Source organism: Citrobacter sp. MGH105, from assembly GCF_001037485.2.
Classification (GTDB): domain Bacteria; phylum Pseudomonadota; class Gammaproteobacteria; order Enterobacterales; family Enterobacteriaceae; genus Citrobacter; species Citrobacter portucalensis.
The window spans coordinates 1-12,731 of record NZ_CP073049.1; the positions used below are offsets into that span (position 1 = coordinate 1).

The following is a 12,731-nucleotide window of genomic DNA, read 5'->3' on the forward strand; positions in this document are numbered from 1 at the left end:
ATGAGTGATAACAATGAGTTAGCACATCCGTTTGATGTGACCAACACGGATACAGGGAGGACTTATCAACTGAGTCCAAACTCTTCGAAATCGGTCCAACCCATTGCTTTACTGCGCTTAAGTGTTTTTACCCCGGTGGGAACTAAAGAGAAGCGATTCAGAAATTTTGAGGTTGATGCTTCTGATGAGTTGTCGAGCATGGAACTGGCCCGGTCAGAAGGATACGATGACATCCGGATCACTGGCCTTAAGCTTTCGATGTCCACGGACTTCAAGTGTTGGCTTGGGTGCATTATGGCGTTCAGTAAATATGGATTCGCCTCCGAGAAAATAACATTGTCGTTCAATGAGTTTGCAAAAATGTGTGGTATCAGTTCTACAAATATCAACAAGCGAACCCGTTCACGATTTCAGGAAGCGCTGGCAAACCTCGCGTCCGTTGTTATTTCTTTCCGTGATTCTAAAACTGAACGCTTCACTGTCACACACCTTGTGCAGAAAGCTATGATTGACCCTAAGAAGGACACAGTAGAGCTCGTGGGTGATCCCTCGATGTGGGAGCTTTACCGGTATGATCATAAAACCCTATTAAGCTTACAGGTACTGTCGGTTCTCGCCAAAAAAGAAGCTGCACAGAGCCTGTACATCTATTTTGAGGCAATGCCTGCCGGAACGTTATTCGTTAACATGAAGCGTTTGCGTGAGCGGCTTCTTTTGACGACTCCAGTACGTACTCAAAACCAGATCATCAGAAAGGCTATGCTGGAGTTAAAATCAATAGGATACCTTGAATATCAAGAGGTTAAGAAAGGTAGAGATATTCAGTTCCAGATTTTTAAGAGAAGTCCAAAGCTTGCTCTGGCAAAACAAAGCTGATCCTCTGGTTCAGTTCGCAGAAAAGTAACTTTGGATGTAATGAGGCGTACGGGCATTCATCCAAATGCTTTTTTGGACGCCTCTGCTGATATGAATACCCTTCCCTGCTTCCCTGCTTCCCTGCTTCCCTGCTTCCCTGCTTCCCTGCTTCCTTTCTTACTTTTGCTTAAGCACCCTGGGAATTTTGAGCATTCGATCGAATGCTTTATTTAACTAATTTTCACTGAGTTAGATAACGAATACTAAGCAATTGATTTTGAATGATTTAATCAGAAGTCATTCATCCAGATGCCTTTAGATAAAACTACCCATCAACGTTTGTGCATAGTGGCTATACGTGAAAAATCCCTGTCCTTCTCATGTCACACTGAGATTTGCACAGAAAATTAAAGCCTGTAATTGTCTGGGACATGATTAGAACAGAGGCGTTTTGATAAATATCCAGTTCAAAACAGAGGTCCCATAAGTAAACATAACCTCATGAAAATAAAAGCAAATCGTTTAAAAATCCCATAGTGGTGGTGAAAAGCATTTGCTTCAATGGGGGGAGAAAAGTGACCTTTGTGAAAAGCACTTGCTTCAATGGCGACAGAAAAGTGCCTTTTGTATAAAAGCATTTGCTTGAATGAGTTTGTGTAAGGTGCCTACGTTGGAAACCCCTGGCATGAATGAGGCGGGAAGATGCCTTTAGCTGAAAAGCATTTGCATGAATGGGACAGTAAAAAGGTGCCTTTAGCTGAAAGCATTTGCATGAATGGGGCCGCAAACGGTGGCATTGGTCGAAAAGCATTTGCATGAATGGTGCAGCAAACGGGGCATTGGTCGAAAAGCATTTGCATGAATGGGATAGTAAAAGGTGCTTTTGGTTGACAGGCATTTGCATGAATGGCGCCGTAACGGTGTCTTTGACCGGAAAGCATTTGGATGAATCGACCTGAAAAGGTGCCTTTGGACTGAAAGTACCTCTCTTAATGGGATTCGATAGCTGAATTTCACCAAAAAGCATTTACATGAATGGAATAGTAAAAGTTGCCCTTGGTCGAAAAGCAACTGCATGAATGAGCCCGGAAAAGGTTCCTTTGGTCGAAAAGCATTTGCATGAATGGGTTTCGGATATGTGTCTTTGCTACAAAGGCATTTGCATGAATGAGGCTGGAAAAGGCGCATTGTTTGAAAAGCATTTGCATGAATGGGGCGACACACAGGATGTGGCTGAAAAGCACTTGTATCAATGGGAAAAGTGACTTTTTTAGAATGACATCCTTACACAGAGCTTTCTCAAATATCGGACTGGATGGTTATCACAAAAATGGTGAAGAGATAGACGATGAACTTCTTCCCTATAAAGAAAAAATAACCTGCCTCACCTTCTTCAATCCGATATACACACGGTATTCACATGTGACATTCATAGGCTAAAAAAACACCAGGCGCAATTAAGGGAAAAAAAGGGTGGTTAACAGAAAAATGAAAGAAAAATAAAAAGTATTATGCAAATGCGTTTACGTGAACTCAAATCAACACGGAGTAATTATGGAACTGACATTGAATACTAACGTTGAAAGAGAACAAACTAACGCTTTTGCATTTCTGAAGTCTAAACATGCAAAAGTGCCTTTGTTTATTCTCCTGTTTTTAGCAAGTTGCGGTTTAGCGTACGCGGGTTCCGACGACGGAGCCTTCGGCGATATCTGGGCCTACATGAGCGAAGCATTAACTGGTGCGCCGGGTAAAATCATCGCTTGCGGCATGTTGTTCTCCGTAGCTTATTTCGGCGTTGTAAAACCTAACCTTGGTTTGGCGCTGGTTTCAGCATTAATGATGCTGATTATGGCAAACGGTGAAAAAATTATCAGCACGTTCCTGGATGCTGGTATCCCGCTGTGATTTGTTAGAACAATAACGATGAGGGGGATATTCCCCCTCTCTGGAGTTTTTATGACAAGTCAGTACGAGGTACCTCCACATACCTATCGTTTCCCTTACAGAATTAATATGCCTTTGTTGATTCTATTCTGGGATGCAAAGCAATTGGGTATAACATTCGTGACTATCGCGAGTGGTAATATTTTTGATTTCTTTATAACTTCTGTAGTTGTTGCGGTTGTGTTTTGGTTTGCATATAAAAAAGCAGCTGAAGAAGGAGTTAGAGGAAAACTCAAACACAAACTGTGGTGGTTCGGCTTGTTTCCAGGGAAATCAGTGTTTAGTAGTCGTTACTTTACCGATCCATTTATCAGAAACCTCTATTCTTGATGGAGCTAAGAATGAAACTTCTCAGCAAGCTTAAAATTCCATTCATTAAAAGTGCCAGTAATGGCGATTTTGATAAAAAGGACGAGACTTCGCAAAATGGAGGCGAAGACTCAAAAGGACGCTTTCGGGATTCTAAAGCTCGCTTTAGTAAAGAGATTGAAGCTTCTGAAATTGGAATTACTTATAGTGCATTGATTAAACGTGACGAAAAACTCTTACGTGTGAATTCAATTGCTATATTAGTCATCGCAGTTTTAGTGGTAAAAAATCAATTTCTTACCGATCCTGTGACTATTGTGCTTCCGCCTAATATGACGGAAGAAGTTAAAGTTGTGGGAAATAAAGCCTCAGAGTCATATAAAACTCAATGGGCCTTATTCTTCAGTACTTTAATTGGGAACATAAACCCAACAAACATAGGCTTTGTAACAACAACCATATTGGATGCGCTTTCTCCGGATTTACAGGCGAAAACCCGTGAGTCATTACAGCAGCAGACCAATATTATGCAAGCTCGTGGTGTTGAACAGTCATTTAAACCGATCGATATGTATTATGACACCAAAAATGACATGGTCTATGTCTGGGGAACGAAATCAACGCGTTTGATTAATGTTCCGGACAAAACAGAATCATCAAAATGGACGTTTGAATGGGTGCTGGGTATGAAAAACGGACGACCACGCATAGCCTATGTAAATCAGTATTCTGGTACACCAAATATTAAGAAAATTACAATCAACGGCAAAGAACAACTGGCAACACTCGATAATCCCCCGCCGTCTACAGGTAACTAATTATGACTTCTAAAAAGGGCTTTCGCTGTCACGCGATTACAGCAATGATCTTGCTGGCAACTTCGAATGTAGTCTTTGCTGAAGACTATCAGTTACCGGCGACAGTAAATAACCCGGTTGTTATGCCTGTCGGGGCAGATGAATTTCAGAATGGTGTGAAAAATGCGATTATTAAAGAATCTGGCACCGGCCCCGCGCCTGAGACGTCACAAGCAACAAAACCGACCACTGAACTACCAAGTCTTTCACCTGCAAGTAGTGCCTCCCCAGCTGTCAATGAGATAACTGGCGCATTGTCAAAAAACCCTACGCTTGTCGGTTATCAGCAACAGGTTAAATCCGGAAATTTTGATAGTTACGGAAGACCGGCAGGGAAAGAGCCTCAACAAAATGCACAAAGCACCGGGGCCCCTTCAAAAGCAGATGAGTTATATGTAGAGGCTCGTAATCGCTACAAAGAAGTGCAGCGAGTAAACGTCCCACCGGGTGGGAATATTGTACTGCCAGTTTCACGGGGTCTGCAAAACAGAATTTCAACTTCATTTAAAAACGCATCTGTAAGTACTTCAACGCCAGGTGATGAAGCCAGTATTTTCGTTAACGGCGGCGATGTATTTATTTCAACAAACACGGATAAGCCAATTGGAATAATGCTTTCAGAAGATTCAGTGCCTGAATCGACTTATAACCTGACACTGGTTCCACTGGATGTTCCTGGTGCAATGATTTCGGTCACAACTTCTTTGAGCCCGACAATGCAGGCGAAACGTGAGACATCTTTGGATAAACATAATTATGATGAGATGCTGGCACGATCCCAGTCAGAAGAGTTGGCACCATCTGACCCTCGTCAGGATGACCATAAACAGCGGATCATTGATTTACTGACTCCGGTTGCGCTAGGTGAGGTTCCTTCTGGTTTTAGTTTACAAGAAGACCGCTTGTCACGTATACCGAGCTCAGAGCAGTCCCCGTGTAATTTCAATATGTATTCAAAGTTAGGGCAAAGACTTGTGGGATCTAGGGAATTGATAGATGTCATTCTTGTTAAAAATGACAAGCCTTACGGACAAGTTGTCGCTGATCAGCAATGTATAACTGAAGGAGTAATTGCAAGTGCTTTGTTCGATAAAGCATTTCTTCAGCCTGGAGAGGAAACCGAGCTTTACATTGTGCGGGATAAATTATTTAAAGAGCGCCAGACTCGTGTAACCACACGACCAAGCCTGATTAAAAGATAAAATGAGAAAAGCTACTTTTCTTACAGGGGTCTCATTTGGACTAGTCGTTTTTTTGGGTACCAGTTATTACTACCAAACTGAGTACATTCCAAAAGGAACAGTGAATATAGTTCCCGATGACCACCGACCGGGTGAGACAGTTGACGATGCGTTTGAAGAACATACGATAATTATAAGCGACCCTACCCTTGCGCAAAAATTCGTTGGAAGCTCAACCGAGTTTGAAAGTCGGCGCGGAGTTAAGGAAATTAAAGAAGTTGGTTCGCTTAATAATGGTAAGGATTTTGCCCCTGTTGAATCCGATAATTCAGGATTGAATTTTAAAGATAAATGGCCCAGGGCGGGTGAACCTTATATCGTGCCTCAGATGACAGAAAACGAACGAAATTTGAAAGTTAAGCGCTTCCAGCAACCAAAGAGTGGAGTTAATAATGGACATTAAAAATGCCTGGGAAAATAAAACTGTCAGAATCTCAGTAATTGGTGCTGCGTTGATTGTATTGATTATCGTTATTAGTCAATCAATTTTTTCCACTCCGGTTAAAAAAGAGAAGAAAACCCAGAAAAAAGATATGCAAACTGGGTTCCTGATTGATGATTCACAAATGACTAAGCTGAGTAACGAGGAAAGCCAGAAGACTTATAACGAAATGGTCAGGCAGAACCGCATTGATCAGAATGCGGCAAAGGCAGATCGTGATAAAGCTGAAAAGGCCCAGCAAGAAAGCAAAGTACAGATTGCCAACCTTGCTTCACAAGTCCAGCAGCTCTCGACGCAGTTGACTGACATGCAGACCTCACGAAACGGTAATCGTAATCTCGACGCAGGTGGGTCACGCAAAAACGTCAATGAGCAGGCCCCAGCAACGCCATACCAGCTAAATCCAAATGCTGCGGTGAATGGGGCTAGTTCCGGATACGCTCCGATCACACCGACCCGAAATAGCCCAATGCGGACTATCACGCAGAGTTCAATTAAGACAAATGGTTCTGATGGTGTCATTCAGGTTATGCCGATATCCGAAAGCCGGATAAGAGAGGGGCGTGAGGTCGTTGCTGGCGGTGACAAAGCCCCGACACGAACTATTCGCGGCGACGGGACCGCTCCTGTAGACAGTAAAGCTCGGCATGCGGCACGTAAAGACGAAATGTTTCTCCCAGCGACGTCAATTATCACAGGGGTGCTAATTAATGGTCTGGAAGCCCCAACGAGTCTGTCGTCTAAAGCTGAACCCATGCCAGTCACTATGCGTATTAAAAAAGACATCATCATGCCAAACAATTTCACGATGGATTTGCGGGATTGTAATTTGTTGGGTTCAGCTGTGGGTGATCTGGCGTCACAGCGAGCATACATTCGGGCAACATCAATATCTTGTGTGAACTCGAAAGGAAAAGCTTTCGACGTCAAACTGGAAGCATACGCAGTTAGTGAAAATGACGGGAAAAATGGTATTCGTGGAAATCTGATAAGTAGAAATGGAAATGCGATCGCAGGTTCTGCTTTTGCAGGAGGCCTGTCAGCACTGGCTGGTAGTCTGAGCCCATCTAAGGTGTCTTCGTTAAATATCGATCCTAACTCAACGGCTGAATACCAATCGCCGAACATCGGGGCATTAGGAGCGTTGGCCGGAGCCGGAGCAGCTCAGGGCGGTCTAAACCGTCTTGTGGACTACTACACATCAATTGCTGAGCAGCAGTGGCCAATAGTCGAAGTTAGCCCAGGGCGCCCAATTACGTTTATCGTTCAATCAGGCGCAACAATACCTACAAACCTGACGAGTCGCTGAGGTTAATTATGGAAAATAACATTGAACCAGGAACAAAAAGTGATTCTGCTGAAAACGTGAAGCTTGAGGCGGCTAAACCTGTTGGGGGTATACGTACAACCAAAAAAGTAACTTTGGAAATAGATATCGAGAAAACCCTCAAGTATTTGATGCTAGCTGGCCTAGCTGTGCTTTTCGTGATCTATGGATACAAGGGGGCGAGTTTTGTTTATGAAAGCGTCAAAGCAATGTCGAATCCGTCCTACCAAATTGCAGTACTTGATATGCAAACTTTAAGGAAAGAATTTAATAAGCAGAATCCTGAGCCGGATTTGGTACAGTCTAAAAACAACTTTGAAAATTACTTTAAAGCATTAATGAAAGTTTACCGTTCTCGTGGCTATTTGGTTATTGATGCATCATTAGCAGTAACAATTCCAGATAATGTTCAAATAGTCTCTTATATCGACCTTGGTGGAAGTTTTGGTGAGGTACAATCTCTACAAGGCGAAACAAAAGAAAGTGAGATACGATAATTGAAAAAGTTACTTTTATCTCTGCTGGTCTCTATGATCACAGTGTGTCCACCCCTTACAAATGCTGCTGAAAATGTATTAAACAACACTGATGCAGCTGCATTAATGGAAAAAGCAAAAGAAGGTGGAGTGTCCACGAAACCTTTAGAGGGCGTACTGGCGAAAATGCAAAGCTATAAGCCTAAAGATGTTATTTACATCCCGACTGGAGGTCTTTATCTGTTCCAGGATGAACGTTCGCAGTTGATGGCTGTGACCACTGATGGACGTTATACAATAACGGGTGGTAGCGTCATGGACATTCTTCAGAGAAAGTCAGTCTTATCCGTAGAAGATGTACGAAAATCCTACTTTATTAATTTAGACGACGCCCCCTTTCCTCTTGATACTGTGGCATTGATCCCTTTAGGAAACCCAAAACTAAAAAGACAAGCCGCTATTTTTATCACGCTTGATTGTGATGGTTGCCAAGATTTAATAAAAAAATTCTATGACGAAAGAGAAAAATACCGGGTTGACATCATTTTAATCCCCTCCCCCGGTGAGCCAAAGCAAGAATTACGTCAACTATGGTGCAGTAAAGAAAAAGGCAAAGTGAATGACCTTGATATCTTGCGTTGGCTTATGGGAAATAAGACCGATATAGAACAAAGGCTCCTGACAAAAAAAGAGGCAGAAACATGTCCGGCTGAGCCATTGGTAGGATCTCTGATGCTGGCAGGTATTTATAAATTACAGGGCGTACCTTCAGTTGTGAGACAAGACGGACTTGCCGGTAATGGCATACCGAAAGATTTTGATTCATGGTTAAAACAAAGTGTCGAACCCTTACTCAAAAACCCATTTGCTACTAATTAAGGTAATGAAATGAACATTAAAAAAGTTATTTTCAGCGCTCTGGTTGTTGGTTCATCTTCATACCTAGCGGGTTGTACTATCGGCAGCTCAGAATCAGAATGTCCGGGAATTGAAAAAGGGGTCGTTTGTAAAGGCCCTCGTGAAGTTATGGAACTAACGAATAACCGTGATGATCTTTCCGGCCTTGCGGAGGAAGAAGCTAATTCGGGAAAGGAGAAATCGGCTGTCAATGACAGCCAGTACCCTGCCCAAATTTCGCCGCCTGGCGCTGTGCAATACCCTAAGTCTGCCGTCTTGGTAAATAAGCCTGTGACATACAAGACGACGCAAATTAAACCTGCTGGCCAAGTCCCCGTTATGTACGATGAGACATTAAAAATGGGCGCGCCAACATCAACAATCGGGCCACGGCCGATAAGCGGCGTTCCAGTTAATTCTAATGTAAGGATGACAACGAGCTACAGCTCAACAGGTGCATCCGGTAACCCTTTTATCCATCCGACTGCTGATGTCATGAAGCAAACAACACAGGTTGTATCTCCGGCACCTGTACCGCGCTACGTTGCGCCAAATTCCGATATCAGTGCTAGTAAAGACCTTTACTCCGTTAATAATGGACAGCCTGTAAACCCTACGCTCAGCTCTGGCCAGATCCAGCAATACCGTACACAAGGGTATAAACAGGCTGTGGTAGCTCCAGAACCGCTTGCTGTACTTCAGCAAGGCCGCGTCATGAGAATCACCTTTGCACCATACACGGACGATAATGACGCTTTAAACCTGCCTGGCTTTGTCTATGTGAATGTCAAACCCCAAACTTGGATTGCGGGTAAAAATTCGACATCAAATCCGGCGCGAATAGTTCCTTTGCAAGTTCAGGATGCCGCTCGTGAAAATATGCAACAGCAACAGCGAGCAACGAAAGCAGTTTCGTCTAACGGTATTATCAGACAACTCTGAGGTCGCGAATGAAATCTGCTAACATCTATAATAAAGAATTAAGTCGCCACCAGTTTGGTGGGTTTATTCCTGTATACGACCAGATTCCTGGCACGAATTATTTTCTAATAGACGGTAATCGGCTTGGGTTTATGTTTATTTGTAACCCCTCACCTGGTGTTTTTGATAATCAGCAGGATGTGTTAGCTGAATTATTTAAAATGGATTTTCCTACTGACACTATCTGTCAGACCTCATTAACAGCACTGCCGGACCTGACCTTGCATTTAAGTGCCTGGTCGGCAGTTCGTGGTGGTCGAATGGAAGGACATGATAAGCTTAAGGGGGACTTACTCACGGCCTACCAGCTGGATTATTATGATAGAAGTCTAAATGAACCCTTAAAACCGGATCATGATAAATTAATGCTTCGTGACTTTCAGATCTGGATGTCATTTTCTATTCCGTTGAAATCTGCGCTTCCTACTGAAATTGAAATTAATCGCATCGATGCACTGTACTCTGACCTAATCAGTAAGTTGAACACACTGGGCCTTTTTCCACATAAAGTTAGCGCCGAAAACTGGCTTTATTGCATGGATAAATTAATGCATCCGGGAAAAACATCACGTTGGGCTGAAGGTCATGTTGAAGTCAACACTATGAGGCGTCTTAACGAACAGCTAAATGTTCCGGGGCGAAAATATACAGTAACTGAAAATAATTTTTCATCTACAACGCAGAGTACTGATGTTTCTGAACATCGTTATTTCAAACAATTATCTGTGGTCAAGTTCCCAGAACATGTAAATTTTGGAAGCATGTATGAACTTGTAGTGAATTGGATGAATGGGCGTAAAACTATATTTAGCCCATTTATGATAACTCAAACAGTCCATTTCGCCGATCCCTTAAAATTAGCTAGAGATAACGTCAGATATAAGGCAATTACTAACAAACAAGCTAGTATCCCAACCGTCTTAACGTTTTGTCCAAGACTGAAGGACATGGATAATGATTACATGGCGGTAACACGTGAACTGGAAGATGGGGCCCGTCTTTTACACAGTTATCTGACATTTACCGTCATGGGGAATTCAGCATTAGATGTCCAGTCTGCCGCAGACCAGTTAAAATCATTTTATCTGGAAAGTCGCGTTAAAGTGGCTGATGATTCATACATCATCTTTCCATCTTTTGTCTCTTGCCTTCCAATGTGTAATGACCCCAAGACGATACTAGATCTGGACCGTTTTGAGGTAGTCAGTAATACTGGTGCAGCGCATATGACCCCTCTATTCGGCCCATGGAAAGGTAATACTGACAGACCTGTACTTAACCTCGTCTCACGAGAGGGCCAGCTGTTGGGGCTTGATATCTTCAAGACTTCTGCCAGCTATAATATGGTTGTTGGGGCGACTTCTGGTGCAGGCAAATCGTTCTGGGTTGCATACATCATTAATAACTATCTTGGTGCAGGGCCGCGTTCTAATAATCTGATCCATTATCGTGATACTTTTGAAGGTTTCAAAAACAATGCTTATGATGCATTTGACCCTGATGGAGCCCAGATTTTTGTAGTTGACGTTGGTCGCTCGTATCAGGGTATTTCGGAGCAATATACAAATAGTCAGTTTATAGATTTTGGTAAAAAGCCTGATTTTACTCTGAATCCGTTCGCATTTTTGACCGATGTCACTGTTGCAGACCGAGTTTTTGATGAAGCGCCTGTTTTCAATGACGACTCAAATAATAACGATGAAGAAAAGGATAAAGTTGCACAGACCATTATGGTCCTGAATCAGTTAAAAATAATGGCATCTGAAAAAGGAAATATTGACGACTTTCAACAATCGGTCATGCTTCAACTGATTGGTGATGAATATAACGAATCACGTAAAGTCGGAAGTACAGGCTCTATTACAGGATTTGCACGCCGCTGTTCTGCCCATGAAGATAAGCGTATTAAAGATATCGGTGAGCAATTAGGGCAATGGTGTGAAGGAGGCATTTACGGAAATCGATTTACCGAAAAGCTCCCGCCAATAAACTTCGGTAGTCGGTTTATAGTTCTTGAGCTTGAAGAGTTGAAGGGTACCCCTCACCTCCAGACAGTCGTGCTCATGTCGATCATTCAAGCTGCTCAGCATGCAATGTTTATCAAAAAGGACGGTCGCCGCCGGTTGTTCATCCTTGATGAGGCATGGGAGTATATTCGCCCGGATAATGCTTCAGGCTCCAGTAATCAGTCAAATCAGTTTTTCTCATCTTTCCTTGAAGCTGCCTGGCGCCGATTCAGGAAAACGAACTGTGCTGGTATTTGTATTACCCAGTCCTTTGAAGATTACTTCACCTCCTCGGTAGGTCGAGCCCTGACGGCCAACTCGCCGTGGAAGATCATCATGAAGCAGGAAAAGGAGAGCATAGAAGCCATGAAGGCTAATAACTACTTCTCCACGACTGATGCTGAATATGAGCGTATGAAAAACATACGAACGATAAAGCGTGCATTTTCTGAGATGCTCGTCCGATTCGAGAATTTCCAGGAGATATGTCGCCTCTATGTAGACAGGAAAATGGAGCTTTGTTTTACGACTGACAGTACCGACCGTGGAAAGCTATGGGAAATACAAAGCCGTCTTGATTGCTCTTACGGCGAAGCAATTGAGATACTGTATGAACAGGAAGTTGCTAGCAATGCAGCTGCATAACGTTTAAGTAGTACTGGATACCTCATCTTTACTGGATGAGGTATCCGTACTTTACTCAAAATACAGGTTTTTAACTGTGTTACACTGCCCTCCCCCGCAACAATTGTTCAGGTTCAGAATTTCTGGATCGAATTAACTCCCCTAAATATCCCTAAATATCCCTAAATTTTATTTGTAGATACTGTTGATTGGCTTCTCTGGGGCTTCTACTTAAGTTGATTGGTGATGTAGCTTTTATACGGCTGATGTTTAATCATGCTCGGCCTGTGCTGAGCTAAATTTCCTGCCTTGGATACGGATGTTGTGGTTGCAAGTGATAACCAAATTTGTCGCGCTACTGTATATTAGATATAAACACTATCTTTATGGTTAGCTAAGCAACCCATAATTTCTTATGTATCGATTTAAAGTTTGGTAAGGCATTGAAAAACAAACAATAACTCATGTCTTGTTGGTTTGTTTAACAAGTTAGAGATAATATTTGTGAGTTGGTTTCTTTTTGTTTTGTTAGTCAATTTTCGTATTTGTGGTTATCTAAACCAACCATAACTATTAAGTTGCAGTTTTGTTTTGAACTAAAATGAAATGCCTTCTATTTAGGTTGGTATAGTCAACCATTTTCAGCTTCAAGTGATTACTAGAATATGGTTAATCGAGATGTTGTAACTGGTTGCTATCTGTAAAACAAGCGTAGTGCCATTTACCAAAAAACCTGAAATTCGCATCTTGAAATTGGGGAAGTTTATTC

General features: G+C 42.5%; 12 protein-coding genes. All 12 read left to right on the forward strand.

All coding sequences use genetic code 11. The features are described 5' to 3' along the window. A partial coding sequence (locus tag SK35_RS24355) for a RepB family plasmid replication initiator protein (RefSeq protein ID WP_015063098.1) occupies positions 1-876 on the forward strand: 876 nt, incomplete at its 5' end. Positions 877-1,934: 1,058 nt separating this feature from the next. After that, complete coding sequence (locus tag SK35_RS24360; protein ID WP_032610388.1) at positions 1,935-2,120, forward strand: hypothetical protein; 186 nt, start codon at positions 1,935-1,937, stop codon at positions 2,118-2,120. 289 nt (positions 2,121-2,409) lie between these two features. Continuing rightward, positions 2,410-2,763 carry a hypothetical protein gene (locus SK35_RS24365; protein WP_015063100.1) on the forward strand — a complete coding sequence of 118 codons (354 nt, stop codon included), beginning with the start codon at positions 2,410-2,412 and terminating at the stop codon, positions 2,761-2,763. A gap of 51 nt (positions 2,764-2,814) precedes the next feature. Continuing rightward, a complete protein-coding gene (locus SK35_RS24370; RefSeq protein WP_022652151.1) occupies positions 2,815-3,132 on the forward strand; it encodes a type IV conjugative transfer system protein TraL in 318 nt (105 codons plus the stop codon). 11 nt (positions 3,133-3,143) lie between these two features. Then, positions 3,144-3,929: a TraE/TraK family type IV conjugative transfer system protein gene (locus SK35_RS24375; protein ID WP_022652152.1), complete on the forward strand. Its 786-nt coding sequence runs from the start codon at positions 3,144-3,146 to the stop codon at positions 3,927-3,929. A gap of 2 nt (positions 3,930-3,931) precedes the next feature. After that, a complete protein-coding gene (locus tag SK35_RS24380) occupies positions 3,932-5,170 on the forward strand; it encodes a TraK domain-containing protein (RefSeq protein WP_015063103.1) in 1,239 nt (412 codons plus the stop codon). A 1-nt stretch (position 5,171) separates the two neighbouring features. Further along, positions 5,172-5,612, forward strand: a complete 441-nt coding sequence (htdO, locus tag SK35_RS24385) for a plasmid transfer protein HtdO (RefSeq protein ID WP_015063104.1) — start codon at positions 5,172-5,174, stop codon at positions 5,610-5,612. Beyond that, positions 5,602-6,960: an IncHI-type conjugal transfer protein TrhB gene (gene trhB, locus SK35_RS24390; RefSeq protein ID WP_022652153.1), complete on the forward strand. Its 1,359-nt coding sequence runs from the start codon at positions 5,602-5,604 to the stop codon at positions 6,958-6,960. Before htdO ends, trhB begins: the two co-directional genes overlap by 11 nt. An 8-nt stretch (positions 6,961-6,968) precedes the next feature. Continuing rightward, on the forward strand, positions 6,969-7,475 hold the full coding sequence (locus SK35_RS24395) for a hypothetical protein (protein ID WP_015063106.1): 507 nt from the start codon (positions 6,969-6,971) through the stop codon (positions 7,473-7,475). Between the two features lie 105 nt (positions 7,476-7,580). Continuing rightward, a complete protein-coding gene (htdT, locus tag SK35_RS24400; RefSeq protein WP_185757620.1) occupies positions 7,581-8,333 on the forward strand; it encodes a protein-disulfide isomerase HtdT in 753 nt (250 codons plus the stop codon). Positions 8,334-8,342: 9 nt separating this feature from the next. Next, positions 8,343-9,293, forward strand: a complete 951-nt coding sequence (locus SK35_RS24405) for a TraV family lipoprotein (RefSeq protein ID WP_015063108.1) — start codon at positions 8,343-8,345, stop codon at positions 9,291-9,293. Positions 9,294-9,301: 8 nt separating this feature from the next. After that, on the forward strand, positions 9,302-11,983 hold the full coding sequence (gene trhC, locus SK35_RS24410) for an IncHI-type conjugal transfer ATPase TrhC (protein WP_015063109.1): 2,682 nt from the start codon (positions 9,302-9,304) through the stop codon (positions 11,981-11,983). Positions 11,984-12,731: the final 748 nt, after the last annotated feature.